This window comes from Amycolatopsis sp. ATCC 39116 (assembly GCF_000231075.2).
GTDB lineage: Bacteria > Actinomycetota > Actinomycetes > Mycobacteriales > Pseudonocardiaceae > Amycolatopsis_E > Amycolatopsis_E tucumanensis.
In genome coordinates this window covers 30,886-45,153 of sequence record NZ_AFWY03000011.1, presented here as the reverse complement: position 1 = coordinate 45,153, position 14,268 = coordinate 30,886, and the positions used below count along the sequence as shown (strand labels likewise).

The window sequence follows — 14,268 nt, the reverse complement described above, 5'->3', positions numbered from 1 at the left end:
TTGCCACTGCCGCGGGTCCTACTCCAGGGCCCCGGGTGCTTGTTTCGACCGGCCGCACGGCCGGGCGAGGGGAGGCATGCGTGGTCGACGAAAGGCCGGTTCAGGTCGTGCCCGGGGAGCAGGGTGAGCTCTTCCCGGACTCGTCCCTGCCTGACGAGCTGGTCGGATACCGGGGTCCCGCGGCCTGTCAGATCGCCGGCATCACCTACCGGCAGCTGGACTACTGGGCGCGCACCGGGCTGGTCGCGCCGAGCATCCGCACGGCGCACGGTTCGGGTTCGCAACGGCTGTACTCGTTCAAGGACATCCTCGCCCTCAAGATCGTCAAGCGTTTACTCGACACGGGCGTCTCGCTGCAGAACATCCGTGTCGCCGTCGAGCACCTGCGCAAGCGCGGGGCGCGCGACCTGGCGAAAGTCACCCTGGTCTCGGACGGCACCACCGTCTACGAGTGCACCTCGCCGGAGGAGATCGTGGATCTGCTCCAGGGCGGCCAGGGCGTGTTCGGCATCGCGGTGAAGGTCCCGATGCAGGAGATCAGCGGCACGATCCACGAGTTCCCGGCCGAGCGCGCCGACGGCGGCGAGGTCGAACCGGTCGTTCCGGACGAACTCACGCAGCGCCGCAACGCACGCCGGACCGGGTGATCGTCTCCCCGAACCGGGGAGTAGGGTACTGAGCGCGGTCGCCGAAGCCGCGCGGGAGAGACCGGGCCACCACCAGCGCGCCCGGCGCCGAAGGAGCAAAGCCTCCCCGGGAACCTCTCAGGCACCCTGGACCGCGCGGACGAGACGCCTCTGGAAAGCGGGCCGACGGGCACAACTTCGTCCGGCCCCGCCGAAGGTGCAAACCCGGCTCAACACTCGGGTGAACCTCTCAGGCGCCCTCACGGGGCACGACAGAGTGGGGAGGGCCCGGAACTGGGGGTTCCGGGCCGGTCGGCGGATCCGCGTCAGCTGGGCACCTTGTCCAGGAAGCCCAGCACCTGGCCGATCCGGCCGTCCTCGACCACCACGACGTCGAAGCCGATCACGAGCGGCTCCGCGGCGCCCGGCGCGCCCAGGTGCCAGGTGAACCGGGCCTGGTCGTGGTGGCCGTCCACGGTGCCGCCGAGGCTGAACTCCAGTCCCGCGAACTGCGCCTGGGCCGCGCCGACGAAGTCGCCGATCGCGGCCGTGCCGCGCACCGCGCCGATCGGGTCGGTGTAGGTGGCGTCCGGGGTGAACAGCTCCTCCACCAGCGCCCGGCGCTTGTCCCCGTCCGTCTCATTCCAGACGTCGATGTAGGCCTGGGCGAGAGCGGTGTAGTCGGTCATCGGATTCCTCCTGATCGAGTCGGTGTGACCTGATCACCATCGCCCGGATCGCGCGGCCCGTCGATTACGCGGGAGGTAATGGCGGCGCCGTGCGCGCGCCCCGTAACTTCGCACGGGTGACGACCATGCAGCGCCCCGTTGGCGAGCAGTTGCGGCAGTGGCGGGAACGCCGCCGGCTCAGCCAGCTCGACCTCGCCCTGTCCGCCGAGATCTCCACGCGCCACCTCAGCTTCCTGGAGAACGGCCGGTCCCGGCCGAGCCGGGAGATGGTGCTGCGCCTGGGGGAGCGGCTGGAGGTGCCGCTGCGGGACCGCAACCGGCTGCTGCTGGCCGCCGGCTACGCGCCGGTCTTCCCCGAGACCCCGCTGCCCGACCTGGGCGCCGCGCTCGACGCCGTCCGGCACCTGCTCGCCGGGCACGAGCCGTACCCGGCCGTCGTCGTGGACCGCAACTGGGACCTGGTGGAGAGCAACAGCGGCATCACGCTGCTGACCGACCTCGTCGACCCCGCGCTGCTGGAACCGCCCGCGAACGTGCTGCGGATCGCACTGCACCCCCGCGGCCTCGCCCCGCACGTGATCAATCTGGGGCAGTGGCGGGCCGAGCTGCTCGGCAGGCTGCGGCGGCAGGTGGAGATCACCGGCGACGCCGACCTGGCCGGCCTGCTGGCCGAGGTGAGAGGGTACCCGTGCGACGACCCGGTGGACGAGGCGCCGGCCGGCTCGGTGTTCGTGCCGGTGCGGCTGCGCCGCGGCGACGCCGAGCTGACCCTGCTGTCCGTGGTGGCCACCTTCGGCACCGCACTGGACGTGACGCTGGCCGAGCTGGTGATCGAGTCGTTCTACCCGGCCGACGCGGCCACGCGCGAGGCGCTCACCGGCGGACGGCCGGCGTGACCGCGGTGTCCTGCACTAGGCGCCGGGGTGGAGGAGGCGGGTGAAGTCGGCCTGCTGGGCCGGTTCCTGGAGGTAGTTGCGGAACCGCTGGGAGGCGCGCTGCTGGACCTCGTCGACGTCCTCGGCGGTGAGCACCGCGCAGGGGTAGTCCGCGGGGGCATTGGCGGCGAGCGGCTCGGCCGGGGAGGTCAGCAGGGTGGGCCGCGCGGTGGTCAGCTCGGTGATCGTCGCCGAGGTCTCCGGGATCCAGACGGCGGGCTGGCCGCCGATGGAGTCGAGGTTGCCGCGGCCGGTGAGGGCCAGCAGGACGCGCTGGTCGTCGATGGCCTGGACCTGGACGTGGACGCAGTGCGCGTGCACGACGGTCTTCGCCTGGTTCCACCGCTCGGCGGCGGCGGTCACCGCGGGGGCCACCGACGGGGCGGCGACGACGCTGAGGTTGGAGTCGCCCTCGGCGCACGCGCTGGCCTGGGCCTCGGCCCGGTTGGCGACGATGCTGTCCGCCCAGCCCCAGCCGAGGATCCCGAGCACGAGGAGCACGACGAACACCCCGGCGACGATCGGCCACTTCGCGATGCCGCGCTTGGCCTCGCCGAGCACGCGGTGCGAGCCGGTGGCCTCGCCGGGCGCGACCCGGTGGGAGCCGGTGGATTCGCCGGCCCCGGCCCGGCGGCGGCCCAGCTGGGGGCGGCCGTCCACGGCCAGGATGCGGGTGCTGGTGCCCTCGCCCGCGCGCCGGTAGCCACTGGACTCACCCACCACCCGGCGGCTGCCGGTGGTTTCGGAGGCGCTGATGGCGCGGCGGCTGCCGGTGGTCTCGGTGGCGCTGATGGCGCGGCGGCTGCCGGTGGTTTCGGAGGCGCTGATGGCGCGGCGGCTGCCGGTGGTTTCGGAGGCGCTGATGGCGCGGCGGCTGCCGGTGGTTTCGGAGGTGCCGACCGCGCGGCGGCTGCCGGTGGACTCGGAGGCACGGACCGCCCGGCGGCTGCCGGTGGTTTCAGAGGCGCCGACCGCGCGGCGGCTGCCGGTGGACTCAGCGGCCCCCACGGCCCGGCGGCTACCTGTGGACTCGGAGGCACCCACGGCGCGGCGGCTGCCGGTGGTTTCGGAGGCGCCGACGGCGCGGCGGCTGCCGGTGGACTCAGCGGCCCCCTCGGCCCGGCGGCTACCTGTGGACTCGGAGGCACCCAGGGAGCGGCGGCTGCCGGTGGATTCGGCGGCGCCGACTGCCCGGCGGCTGCCGGTGGTTTCAGCGGCCCCCGCAGCGCGGCGGCTGCCAGTCGACTCGGAGGCGCCGACCGTCCGGCGACTACCGGTCGCCTCGCCCGGGGCCGCCGCCGAGCGGGACCCGCCGAAGCCTGAGTTCACAGCGCGGCGGCTGCCGGTCGTCTCACCGGGCGCCGCGAAACCGCCTGCGCGGCGACTGCCCGCCTCAACGGGGCGAGTCCGGCCACCCGCGGGAACACCGGCGGCCACGCCGCGGGAAGCACCAGGGGCCGCGTCGTGGGAAACACCGGGGGCCACGCCGCGGGGAGCACCAGAGGCCACACCGTGGGGAGCACCAGGGGCCACGCCGCGGGAACCATCGCCAGGAGCGCCGCCGGGCACGCGCTGGTACCCGCTCGCCGAGCCGGGATCCACCGGGAACGCGCCCACGGCCTCGCCCGGTCGCGGCGCCGCCTGCCGGTACCCCGTCGGCTCCCCAGCCTCAGGACGGCCGTGAGCGGGGTCGTCGCCCCTGCTGTGTCGCCCCATGCGTGCTCTTCCTCAACTCTCCGTGTGCTCCGACAAACGACGTTCACCCTAACAGGGGTCCGTCGTTAGCGAAACGTGATGAACCCAAGAAAATCGCAGGACTGAGCGTTACTGCCCTTGTGCGAGGAGCGTCCGGCAGTGCTCGATCAGCCGAGCGCGCAGCGGTTCCGCCCTGGCGGCGAACGCCGCCTGGGCACGCGCGTACTCCGCCCGCCCCCGCGCGGTCTCGATCCGCACGGGGGAGTAGCCCAGTCCCGACAAATCGTACGGGCTCGCCCGCATGTCCAGTTCGCGGATCTCCACCGCCAGCTCGAAGCAGTCCGCGACCAGCTCGGACGGCACGAACGGGTCGAGCTTGAACGCCGCCCGGTACAGGTCCATGTTCGCGTGCAGGCACCCCGGCTGCTCCAGCTCCACCTGCCGCTCCCGCGACGGCTCCAGGGCGTTGCGCGGCCGGGCGGGCGGGGTGAAGAACCGGAACGCGTCGTAGTGCCCGCAGCGCAGCTCCAGCGACTCGACGACAGCGTCGGTGCCGGCCGTGCCCAGCCGCAGCGGCAGCTGGTTGTGCCGCACCTGCCCCGGCGCCTGGCGGTACACCATCGCCCACTCGTGCAGCCCGAAACAGTTCAGCCGCGGCGGCCGGGACGCGGTGGCCTCCAGCAGCACCAGCAACGCGCGCACCGTCGCCGCGCGCTTCCCCGGGAGCTCACCGAGCACCACGCCGCCCGCCGTCTCCCGGAACTCCGGCCGCGCCAGGAACTCCGAAGCAGCCCCGGCCAGAGCCACACCCGGCCCCGGGCTCCACCGTTCCAGGTGCGCGGGGCGGTGCGGGTAGTACTGGAACAGGAAGTCGTGCACCGGGTGCTTCTCGCCCCGCGACCGGCGCTCCTGGTAGGGCCCGGTCCAGCGGCGGACCCGCGCGGCGTGCTCGCGTTGCCGGGCCCGCCACTCGTCCTCGGCCAGAACCCGCATCACGCCGTCACGTGCGTCCCGTCGCGCACCGTGCCCACGTACTCCTCGACCAGGTCCTCCAGTGCGACCACGCCGATGATCGTGCCGTCCGCGCCGCGCGCGCGGGCCAGGTGGCTGCCCTCGCGGCGCATCGCGGACAGGGCCTCGTCGAGGCGGGCGTGCGCGGGCAGGTCGGTCAGCGGCCGCGTCTTGTCCGCGGGCACCCGGCTCCCCGGGGCCTCGCCGATCTGGTCGAGCACGTCCTTGACGTGCAGGTACCCGATCAGCTCGCCCCCCGCCGACCGCAGCGGGTACCGCGAGAAGCCGGTCGACGAGACCGCTTCCTCGACGTCGCCCACCGTCGGCGTGCTCGGCAGCGTCGTCAGCTCCGCGGTGGGCACGAGGACGTCGGCGACGGTCTTCTCGACCGACGACAGCGTCTGGCTCAGCCGCTCGTGCTCGGACTGCTCCAGCAGGCCCTCGCGGCGGGATTCGGAGAGCAGCTCGGCCAGCTCGTCGGAGGTGTAGGCGGTCTCCAGCTCGTCCTTCGGCTCGACCCGGACCAGCCGCAGCAGCGCGTTGGCCATGGCGTTGAGCAGCCAGATGAAGGGGTTGGCGAGCTTGACCCACGCGACGTGGATCGGCACCAGCCACAGCGCCAGCCGCTCCGGCTCGGCGATGGCGAGGTTCTTCGGCACCATCTCGCCGATCAGCACGTGCAGGATCGTGATGAACGCCAGCGCGATCGCGAAGGACACCGTGTGCAGCACGACGTCCGGCAGGCCGAGCAGCCCGAACAACCCTTCGAGCTGGTGCGCCACCGCCGGTTCGCCGAGGCGGCCGAGGATCAGCGAGCAGATCGTGATGCCCAGCTGGGCGCCGGCGAGCATCTGCGACACGTGCCTGCTCGCGTTGATGACGATCCGCGCCCGGGTCTTGCCCTGTTCCAGCAGGGCCTCCAGCCGGTCGCGGCGCGAGGAGATCAGGGTGAACTCCGCGCCCACGAAGAACGCGTTCAGCAGCAGCAGGACGACGATCAGGAAGATCGCGAGCCAGTCGTTCACCGCGCCACCTCCGTCCGCCCGGCCAGCGGCCGCAGGCTCACCTCGGCGATGCGCAGCCGGTCCATTTCGGACACCGTCAGGCACCAGCCGTCGACCTCGGTGGAGTCACCGGGGTCGGGGATGCGGCCGAGCCGCTCCAGCATCAGGCCGGCGATGGTTTCGTAGTCGCCGTCGGGCATCCGGAACCCGGTGACCTCGGTGACCTCGTCGGCACGCAACTGGCCGGACACCAGCCAGGTGTCGGAGCCGACCTGCTGCGAGGACGGCGCCTCGCCGGTGTCGTGCTCGTCGCGGACGTCGCCGATGATCTCCTCGACCACGTCCTCGAGCGTCACCAGGCCGGCCGTGCCGCCGTACTCGTCGACGACCATCGCCACCTGGAAGCGCGAGTCGCGCAGCCGGGACAGCAGCGCGTCACCGGGCAGCGACTCCGGCACGGTGGGCACCGGGCGCATGATCGAGGCGATCCGGGTGGTGGCCCGCTCGGCGGCGGGCACGGTGAAGGCCTGCTTCACGTGCACCGCGCCCTGCACGTCGTCCAGGTCCTCGGTGTAGACCGGGAAACGGGAGTGGCCGGTGCGCCGGGACAGCTCCACGAGGTCGTTGATCGTGTCGCCGACCGTGAGCGACTCGACCTGCACGCGCGGGGTCATCAGCTCCTCCGCGGTGCGGTCGCCGAAGCGCAGCGACTTGTCCAGCAGCCGCGCGGTCGAGGTGTCGAGGGTGCCGCTTTCCGCGCTGGTGCGCACGATCGAGCCGAGCTCCTGCGGGGAGCGCGCCGAGCGCAGCTCCTCCTGCGGCTCGATGCCGAACTTGCGGACCAGCCAGTTCGCGCTGTTGTTCATCAGCGTGATCAGCCAGCGGAACAGCGCCGAGAACCGCGAGTGGTAGCCCATCACGGCCCGCGCGGTCTCCAGCGGCTTGGCCACGGCCAGGTTCTTGGGCGCCATCTCGCCCAGCACCATCGACAGGATCGTGGCCAGCAGCAGCGCGATGACGAGCGAGGCGCCGCCCGCGAAGCCTTCGGACAGTCCGGCGGCGGTGAGCAGCGGGCGGACCAGGTTGCCGATCAGCGGTTCCGCGACGTACCCGGTGACCAGGGTGGTCAGCGTGATCGCGACCTGCGCGCCGGAGAGCTGGAACGACAGCGTCGAATGCGCCTTGCGGACGGTGCGGGCCCGCTTGTCACCGACCTGGCGGACGTGCGCCTCGACGGTGCTGCGCTCGAGCGCGGTGAGGGAGAACTCGGCGGCCACCGCGAGACCGGTGCCGACCGTCAGCAACACGAAGAAAACGACTCCGAGAACGGAGAGGAGCACTTCCATCATCGGCCGTCACGGTCCTGAACCGGGCCGGGGAGGTGCTCGGGAACGCCGGGTTCGCCACCCGGCTTCGTACTGTCACCAGGTGACTGCGCGTCGCGCACGAAAGAAGTCACTCCTTGGGAATGGCTGGAAACGTGTGCGCCATGATACCCGAACCGGGCGGCCGGACGAGGGCGTCGGCGCTGGTGAGCGTGTCAGGAGTCGGCCGAGGCGCGCACCCGGTGCCGCCGCACGCTCTCCTCCACGAGGTCGAGCACGGGGCCGAGGTCGTCGGCGGGCAGGCCCATCGCCAGGTGCGACACCAGGCCCTCCAGGACCAGCTCCAGGTAGGCGGTGAGCACGTCCACGTCGACGTCGTCGCGGAGGTTGCCGGCCTGGCGCTGCCACAGCAGGCGCTGCCGCGTGGCGGTGGTCAGCTGCTGCGAACGCTCGGCCCAGCGGCCGCGGAACTCCGGGTCGGTGCGCAGCCGCCGGGAGACCTCCAGCCGCGTGCCCAGCCAGTCCGCGGGGTGGTCGCTGCCCTCGGCGAGCAGTTCGCGCATCACCTGCACCAGGCCCTGCTGCGCGACCACGTCGGCCATCCGGGCCGCGTCCTCCTCCGCGAGGGCGAGGAAGAGCGACTCCTTGTCGCGGAAGTGGTGGAAGATCGCGCCGCGGGACAGCCCGGTCGCTTCCTCCAGCCTGCGCACCGTGGCACCCTCATACCCGTACCGGGCGAAGCAGACACGGGATCCGTCGAGGATCTGGCGCCTGCGCGCTTCGAGGTGGTCCTGGCTGACCCGGGGCATGGCTAGATCCTGACACCGCGAGCCCGGCTTTCGCAAACCGTACGTACTTACTGCAATCCTTACGGATGTCTTGCCGGTAGCCGGGAACGGCCCCGGTCGACCCTGAAAATTGTCGGTGCCCGCGTGTAGCGTCCGAAAGCGAGTGATCCCCGGCGATTGGACACGACATGACAGCGGTCCGGCCCACGTCACCCGCCCCCGGCGGGGCGGTGGCGGCGAAGGTGGTCTCCGACCGCGCCGAGGGCGAGGCGTACGTGGCGTCCGTGTGCTTCAAGCACGGGCCACCGCGCCTGCTTGGCGTGGAGCTCGAGTACACCGTGCACTACGCGGACGACCCGCGAAGACCACTCGACCGTGCAGATCTCGCCCGCGCGCTCGGCCCGCACGCCCCGCGCACCCTCAGTCCCGAGAGCCCGGCCAGGCCGTTGCCCGCCGGCTCGCCCCTGACTCTCGAACCCGGCGGCCAGGTGGAGATCTCCGCCCTGCCCCAGGCCTCGCTCCGCGAGCTCGCCGACGCGGTGGCCGCCGATCTGGCTCACCTCACCGAACTGCTCGCCCGCCACGGGTTCGTCCTGCGCGACGACGGCATCGACGCCCACCGCGCCCCGGCCCGGCTGCTGGACACCCCCCGCTACGCCGCGATGGAACGCCGGTTCGCCCCGATGGGCGACGGCGGCGTGACGATGATGTGCAGCACCGCCGGCCTGCAGGTCTGCGTCGACGCCGGGGAGGCCGATTCGTTCGCCGCCAGGTGGGCCGCCGTCCACGCCCTCGGCCCGCCGCTGCTCGCGTTGTTCGCCAACTCCCGGCGGCACGCGGGGCGGGACACCGGCGCGGCGTCGGCCCGCTGGCTCGCGGTGATGGCCACCGAAGCGTGCCGCACCGCCGCCGCCGCGTGCGGCCCGGACCCGGCGGCGAGCTGGTCGCGCCGCATCATGGACACCCCGCTGCTGGTGGTGCGGCGGGGCGAGGGGCCGTGGGACGCGCCGGAGGGCCTCACCTTCGCCGACTGGGCCGCCGGCCGCGGCGCGGGGCGGGTTCTGCGGCGGCCGACCGTGGCCGATCTGGACTACCACCTGACCACGATGTTCACCCCGGTGCGGCCGCACGGCTACCTGGAGGTCCGCTACCTCGACGCCCAGCCGCGGGACCGTTGGCTGCACCCGGTCGCGTTGCTGACCGCCCTGCTCGACCGTCCCTCCACAGTGGACCGGGTGCGCGAGGTGTGCGCACCCGTCGACGGCGAGTGGGAGCGCGCCGCGCGCGCCGGGATGGCCGACCCGCGGATAGCGGCGGTGGCGCGCGAGGTCGCCGACCTCGGGTGCGCCGAGCTGACCCGCACCGACCTGACCGAGGAGACCGTCAACCGGATCAGCGAAGGCGTGCAGCGGCTCGCGCACGCCGGGGAGGGGACGAAATGACCGGCGTGCCGCCGTTGACCGAAGCGCCGAACCCGGTGCGTGAACTGTCCGAAGAGGCCCTGCGCTCCCGCGCGGCCGCCGCGCTGGAGCGGGCGCGGGCCCGCAGCACGGCGCTGACCGCCGCGGTGGACGACGACGACCTCGTCCGCCAGCACTCGAAGCTGATGTCGCCGCTGGTGTGGGACCTCGCGCACATCGGCAGCCAGGAAGAGCTGTGGCTGGTGCGGGACGTGGGCGGCCGGGAGCCGCTGCGGCCCGACATCGACGACCTCTACGACGCGTTCCAGCACCCGCGCGCCACCCGGCCGTCGCTGCCGCTGCTGGGGCCGGCCGAGGCGCGCGCCTACGTCGCCGAGGTGCGGGCCAAGGCGTTCGACGTGCTGGAAAGCGCGCCGATGACCGGCCGCCCGCTCACCGAGGCCGGGTTCGCCTTCGGCATGATCACCCAGCACGAGCAGCAGCACGACGAGACCATGCTGGCCACCCACCAGCTGCGCAAGGGCGATCCGGTGCTGCACGCGCCCGCGCCGCCGCCCGCGCGATCGGGGCCACTGCCGGGCGAGGTCCTCGTCCCGGCCGGCCCGTTCGTCATGGGCACGTCGCTGGAGCCGTGGGCGCTGGACAACGAGCGCCCGGCCCACGAGGTCGACGTGGACGCGTTCTACCTGGACACCGTGCCGGTGACCAACGGCGCGTACGTGGAGTTCCTCGAAGACGGCGGCTACGACCGGCGTGAGCTGTGGAGCGCGGCGGGCTGGGATTACCGCACCGAGCACGACATCACCGCGCCGCGGTTCTGGCGCCGCGAGCCGGACGGCTGGTGGCGGGTCCGCTTCGGCGTGCACGAGCCGGTGCCCGCCGACCAGCCGGTGGTGCACGTGTCCTACTACGAGGCCGAGGCGTACGCCAGGTGGGCCGGCAAGCGGCTGCCCACCGAGGCGGAGTGGGAGAAGGCCGCCCGGTTCGACCCGGCGACGGGGGAGTCCCGGCGGTACCCGTGGGGCAACGACGATCCCACACCGGAGCACGCGAACCTGGGCCAGCGGCACCTCTCGCCCGCTCCTGCCGGCGCGTACCCGAAGGGCGCCTCGGCGCTCGGCGTGCACCAGCTGATCGGCGACGTGTGGGAGTGGACGAGCACCGACTTCGCCGGCTACCCGGGCTTCCGCGCGTTCCCGTACCGGGAGTACTCGGAGGTGTTCTTCGGGCCCGAGTACAAGGTGCTGCGCGGCGGTTCGTTCGGCACCGACGCGGCTGCCGTGCGCGGCACGTTCCGCAATTGGGACTACCCGATCCGGCGGCAGATCTTCGCCGGGTTCCGTTGCGCGCGGGACGCCGCGCCGGGCGAGCGGGCCTGACGGTGTGCCGCCACCTGGGTTACCTCGGCCCGCCGCGCTCGCCGGCGGAGCCGGTGTTCGACGCGCCGCACTCGCTGCTGCGGCAGACCTACGCGCCGCGGGACATGCGCGGCGGCGGTGTGGTCAACGCCGACGGGTTCGGGCTGGGCTGGTTCGGCGACGGCCCGGAGCCGGTGCGGTACCGGCGCCCGGTTCCACTGTGGAGCGACCAGGACCTGCCGCGGCTGGCGCGGTCGGTCCACAGTGGAGCGTTCGTCGCCGCGGTGCGCAACGGCACCACCGGGATGCCGTCCGGGGAGGGCGCCTGCGCGCCCTTCACCGGCGGCCGGTGGTTGTTCAGCCACAACGGGATGGTGCGCGGCTGGCCGGACAGCCTCGCCGCGCTGGCCGGGAAGCTGCCGGTCACCGACCTGATGACCCTGGAGGCGCCCACCGACTCGGCGGTGCTGTGGGCGCTGCTGCGGGAGCGGCTCGACGCGGGGGAGGACCCCGTTGGCGCGGTCGCCGACCTGATCGCCCAGGTCGAGCGCGCCGCGCCGGGGTCGCGGCTGAACTTCCTGCTCACCGACGGCGCCGTCCTCGTCGGCACCGCCTGGACCCACGCCCTGTCGGTGCGGGTCGAGGGCGAGGCCGTCCTCTTCGCGTCCGAACCGCTCGACGACGCGCCCGGCTGGTCGGAGGTGCCCGACCGGCACCTCGTCGCGGCCCGGCACGGCGCCGTCGAAGTCATTCCCCTCAACGCCGATCGGAGTGTTCCCTGATGACCGAGTCCGAACTGGACATCCACCGCAGCGCCACCGAGATCGCCGAGGCGCTGCGCGCGGACGTGCGGGAGGGGCTGTCGGCCGAGCAGAAGTGGCTGCCGTCCAAGTGGTTCTACGACGCGGCGGGCAGCCGGTTGTTCGAGGACATCACCGCGCTGCCCGAGTACTACCCGACGCGGGCCGAACGCGAGGTGCTGGCGCGGGAGGCCGCCGGCATCGCGAAGATCACCGGCGCGCACACCCTGGTCGAACTCGGCTCGGGGTCGAGCGAGAAGACCCGGCTGCTGCTCGACGGGCTGCGCGACCACGGCGGTCTTCGCACGTTCGTGCCGCTGGACGTGTCGGAGGCCGCGCTGGCCGAGGCGGTGGAGGCGATCCAGGCCGACTACCCGGGGCTCGACGTGCGCGGCGTGGTCGGCGACTTCACCGAGCACCTCGGCCTGCTGCCCGGCGAGCCGCCCCGGCTGGTCGCGTTCCTGGGCGGGACGATCGGCAACTTCCTGCCGGCCGACCGCGGCAAGTTCCTGCGCTCGGTGCGGGACGTGCTGGCCGCGGGCGAGTGGTTCCTGCTGGGCACCGACCTGGTCAAGGACCCGGAGACGCTGGTCCGCGCCTACGACGACTCCGCCGGGGTGACGGCGGAGTTCAACCGCAACGTGCTGCGGGTGGTCAACGAGGTGCTGGGCGCGAACTTCGACCCGGACTCCTTCGAGCACGTCGCCCACTGGGACGCTCGGAACGAGTGGATCGAGATGCGGCTGCGCGCCCCGGAGCCGATGCGGGTGTCGATCCCGGGCGCGGGCATGGAGGTCTCGTTCGAGGCGGGCGAGCACATCCGGACGGAGATCTCGGCGAAGTTCCGGCGCGACGGCGTGACCGCGGAACTGGCCGACGCCGGCTTCGAGGTCGAGCACTGGTGGACCGACGCCGCTGGACGGTTCGGGGTGTCCCTGGCCCGCGCCATGAGCTAGCCGGCCGCGGGGGATCCTGACCGGCGGCGCGGCGTGGGCTGCCCAGCCGTGCCGGAGGCCGGGCCGGCACGCTCGCGGCAACGGATGGCCGCTCGTGGTTCCGGTCGGTCCCGGCCTGGCCCTGAGTGCGCCGATGCTTCCGCAACGGGTGTGATGCCTGCCGGTCACGCGGACAAGGGCTCGCGGGGGCCGCTGCGGGGGATCCTGAGCGGCGGCGCGGCGTGGGCTGCTCAGCCGCGCCGGAGCCGGGCCGACCAGGCCCGCACTCTCGGCGGCAACGGACCGCCGCTTGTGGCTCGGGCTTGTCCCTGCCGCGGGTGCGCCGATGCCTCCGCATCTGGCGCGCCACCTGCCCGTCACCCGCCCAGGCCTCGCCGCTGCGGGATCGTGACCGGCGCCGCAGCGTGGGGTGCCCGGTGGCGGGGGCGGGCGGGTGGTCCAATAGGGGTCGTGAAGAATCCGCTCCCGCTCCTGGCCCGCAGGCTGGGCACCCGCCCGTGGCTGATGCGGCTCGCGAAGGTCATCATCTGGGCGGACAAGCGGCTGCACCGCTGGTTCGGCGGCCGGGTGACCCTGGTCGGCATCGCGGGCCTGCCGTCGCTGCGGCTGACCACCCTGGGGCGCAAGAGCGGCCTGCCGCGCAGCACGAACCTGCTGTACTTCCCGCACGAGGACGGCTTCGTGCTCGTCGGCTCCAACTGGGGCCGCCCCCGCGACCCCGGCTGGACCTTCAACCTGCGCGAGCACGCCGAGGCGACCGTGGCCATCCGCGGGAAGGAAATCCCGGTCACCGCGCAGCCGGTCAAGGGCGAGGACTACGACCGGATGTGGCAGCGCCTGCTGGACTTCTGGCCGGGCTACGAGATGGAACGCCTCGCCGCCGGCCGCGAGCTGCCGATCTTCCTGCTCACCCGCCGGTAGGCGCGCGAACAAGAAAGTTCCGGGGGCGGTGTCGGATCCGGGTGGTCGCGTTCGTGGTCAGGGTGAGGCCGCCCGCGGATGGGGCGGCGCCGAGGTGGAGGAACCGCGACCATGAAGCTGACGACCATGACCCAGATCAGCGTCGACGGCGTGATGCAGGGCAACGGCGGCACGTCGGAGGAGGACCGCCGCACCGGGTTCGACCGCGGCGGCTGGGCGATGGGCAAGGGCGACGACGGAACCCACGCGCTGATCAAGCGGACCTACCAGCGCGCCGACGCGTTCCTGTTCGGCAGGCGGACCTACGAGCTGTTCGCCGGCGCGTGGGGGACCGACGCGGACGTTCCCGGCTGGGAGCCCGTCCGGCGGGCGCTGCACGACCGGCCCAAGTACGTCGCCTCGACGACCCTGACCGACCCGGCGTGGGCGGGCACCACCGTCTTGCGCGGCGACCTGGCCGCCGCCGTCGCCGACCTGAAGGCCAAGCCCGGCGGCGAACTGCAGGTGCACGGCAGCGGCGCCCTGATCCGGTGGCTGCTGGCCAACGACCTGGTCGACGAGCTGACCCTGATCGTGATCCCGGTGGTCGTCGGGCAGGGCGCGCGGCTGTTCCCGGACGCGGGCCCCGATCTCGCGCTCGACCTCGTCGACTCGCGGACCGACTCGAAGGGCGTGACCATCCAGGTCTACCGGCCCGCCGGGCGCCCGCAGTACGCCACCGCCTGAAAACCCCGCCCAC

General features: G+C 73.2%; 14 protein-coding genes and 1 riboswitch. Of the genes, 8 read left to right on the top strand and 6 right to left on the bottom strand.

Translation table 11 applies throughout. From position 1 onward, the window contains the following. The first annotated feature begins 80 nt into the window (after positions 1 to 80). A complete protein-coding gene (locus AMY39116_RS0315085; protein WP_020418474.1) occupies positions 81 to 647 on the top strand; it encodes a MerR family transcriptional regulator in 567 nt (188 codons plus the stop codon). A gap of 42 nt (positions 648 to 689) precedes the next feature. Beyond that, positions 690 to 791, top strand: a riboswitch (glycine riboswitch). Positions 792 to 952: 161 nt separating this feature from the next. On the opposite strand, the gene AMY39116_RS0315080 is transcribed toward AMY39116_RS0315085, so the two are convergent. After that, the gene (locus AMY39116_RS0315080; protein WP_020418473.1) at positions 953 to 1,315 is read right to left on the bottom strand and encodes a nuclear transport factor 2 family protein; all 363 of its coding nucleotides are present in this window, start codon (positions 1,313 to 1,315) and stop codon (positions 953 to 955) included. Positions 1,316 to 1,440: 125 nt separating this feature from the next. Between AMY39116_RS0315080 and AMY39116_RS0315075 the strand changes: the two genes are divergently transcribed. After that, entirely contained in the window at positions 1,441 to 2,211 is a 771-nt protein-coding gene (locus tag AMY39116_RS0315075; protein WP_020418472.1) for a helix-turn-helix transcriptional regulator, read from the top strand. Positions 2,212 to 2,226: 15 nt separating this feature from the next. Here AMY39116_RS0315075 and AMY39116_RS47440 read toward each other — a convergent pair whose 3' ends face one another. The 5 genes from AMY39116_RS47440 to AMY39116_RS0315050 form a co-directional block, all read right to left on the bottom strand. Further along, complete coding sequence (locus AMY39116_RS47440) at positions 2,227 to 3,258, bottom strand: substrate-binding domain-containing protein (protein WP_020418471.1); 1,032 nt, start codon at positions 3,256 to 3,258, stop codon at positions 2,227 to 2,229. A gap of 816 nt (positions 3,259 to 4,074) precedes the next feature. Further along, positions 4,075 to 4,938, bottom strand: coding sequence for a hypothetical protein (locus tag AMY39116_RS0315065; RefSeq protein ID WP_020418470.1), 864 nt, complete (start codon positions 4,936 to 4,938; stop codon positions 4,075 to 4,077). Then, positions 4,938 to 5,981 (bottom strand): hemolysin family protein, encoded by a 1,044-nt coding sequence (locus AMY39116_RS0315060; protein WP_020418469.1) that lies wholly within the window; start codon positions 5,979 to 5,981, stop codon positions 4,938 to 4,940. Before AMY39116_RS0315060 ends, AMY39116_RS0315065 begins: the two co-directional genes overlap by 1 nt. Then, positions 5,978 to 7,309 (bottom strand): hemolysin family protein, encoded by a 1,332-nt coding sequence (locus tag AMY39116_RS0315055; protein WP_020418468.1) that lies wholly within the window; start codon positions 7,307 to 7,309, stop codon positions 5,978 to 5,980. The genes AMY39116_RS0315060 and AMY39116_RS0315055 overlap by 4 nt, the downstream gene beginning before the upstream one ends. A 191-nt stretch (positions 7,310 to 7,500) precedes the next feature. Further along, positions 7,501 to 8,094, bottom strand: a complete 594-nt coding sequence (locus AMY39116_RS0315050; RefSeq protein WP_020418467.1) for a TetR/AcrR family transcriptional regulator — start codon at positions 8,092 to 8,094, stop codon at positions 7,501 to 7,503. A 167-nt stretch (positions 8,095 to 8,261) separates the two neighbouring features. On the opposite strand from AMY39116_RS0315050, the gene AMY39116_RS0315045 reads away from it, so the two are divergent. The 6 genes from AMY39116_RS0315045 (at position 8,262) to AMY39116_RS0315020 (ending at position 14,255) form a co-directional block, all read left to right on the top strand. Further along, complete coding sequence (locus tag AMY39116_RS0315045; RefSeq protein WP_027935936.1) at positions 8,262 to 9,515, top strand: glutamate-cysteine ligase family protein; 1,254 nt, start codon at positions 8,262 to 8,264, stop codon at positions 9,513 to 9,515. Continuing rightward, on the top strand, positions 9,512 to 10,873 hold the full coding sequence (gene egtB / locus AMY39116_RS0315040; RefSeq protein WP_020418465.1) for an ergothioneine biosynthesis protein EgtB: 1,362 nt from the start codon (positions 9,512 to 9,514) through the stop codon (positions 10,871 to 10,873). The genes AMY39116_RS0315045 and egtB overlap by 4 nt, the downstream gene beginning before the upstream one ends. A 2-nt stretch (positions 10,874 to 10,875) precedes the next feature. Then, positions 10,876 to 11,634 (top strand): ergothioneine biosynthesis protein EgtC, encoded by a 759-nt coding sequence (gene egtC / locus AMY39116_RS0315035; RefSeq protein WP_027935935.1) that lies wholly within the window; start codon positions 10,876 to 10,878, stop codon positions 11,632 to 11,634. Further along, the gene (egtD, locus tag AMY39116_RS0315030) at positions 11,634 to 12,608 is read left to right on the top strand and encodes an L-histidine N(alpha)-methyltransferase (protein ID WP_020418463.1); all 975 of its coding nucleotides are present in this window, start codon (positions 11,634 to 11,636) and stop codon (positions 12,606 to 12,608) included. Before egtC ends, egtD begins: the two co-directional genes overlap by 1 nt. Before the next feature lie 450 nt (positions 12,609 to 13,058). Beyond that, positions 13,059 to 13,529: a nitroreductase family deazaflavin-dependent oxidoreductase gene (locus AMY39116_RS0315025; RefSeq protein ID WP_020418462.1), complete on the top strand. Its 471-nt coding sequence runs from the start codon at positions 13,059 to 13,061 to the stop codon at positions 13,527 to 13,529. Between the two features lie 111 nt (positions 13,530 to 13,640). Then, positions 13,641 to 14,255 (top strand): dihydrofolate reductase family protein, encoded by a 615-nt coding sequence (locus tag AMY39116_RS0315020; RefSeq protein WP_020418461.1) that lies wholly within the window; start codon positions 13,641 to 13,643, stop codon positions 14,253 to 14,255. The last annotated feature ends 13 nt before the right edge of the window (positions 14,256 to 14,268 follow it).

What these genes read in the sequence shown, in the direction of transcription:
- AMY39116_RS0315075 (WP_020418472.1), top strand. Translation starts at nt 1,441, where the DNA reads ATGCAGCGCCCCGTTGGCGAGCAGTTGCGGCAGTGGCGGGAACGCCGC.
- egtD (WP_020418463.1), top strand. Translation starts at nt 11,634, where the DNA reads ATGACCGAGTCCGAACTGGACATCCACCGCAGCGCCACCGAGATCGCC.
- AMY39116_RS0315055 (WP_020418468.1), bottom strand. Translation starts at nt 7,309, where the DNA reads ATGATGGAAGTGCTCCTCTCCGTTCTCGGAGTCGTTTTCTTCGTGTTG.
- AMY39116_RS0315050 (WP_020418467.1), bottom strand. Translation starts at nt 8,094, where the DNA reads ATGCCCCGGGTCAGCCAGGACCACCTCGAAGCGCGCAGGCGCCAGATC.
- AMY39116_RS0315065 (WP_020418470.1), bottom strand. Translation starts at nt 4,938, where the DNA reads ATGCGGGTTCTGGCCGAGGACGAGTGGCGGGCCCGGCAACGCGAGCAC.
- AMY39116_RS0315045 (WP_027935936.1), top strand. Translation starts at nt 8,262, where the DNA reads ATGACAGCGGTCCGGCCCACGTCACCCGCCCCCGGCGGGGCGGTGGCG.
- AMY39116_RS0315020 (WP_020418461.1), top strand. Translation starts at nt 13,641, where the DNA reads ATGAAGCTGACGACCATGACCCAGATCAGCGTCGACGGCGTGATGCAG.
- egtB (WP_020418465.1), top strand. Translation starts at nt 9,512, where the DNA reads ATGACCGGCGTGCCGCCGTTGACCGAAGCGCCGAACCCGGTGCGTGAA.
- AMY39116_RS0315080 (WP_020418473.1), bottom strand. Translation starts at nt 1,315, where the DNA reads ATGACCGACTACACCGCTCTCGCCCAGGCCTACATCGACGTCTGGAAT.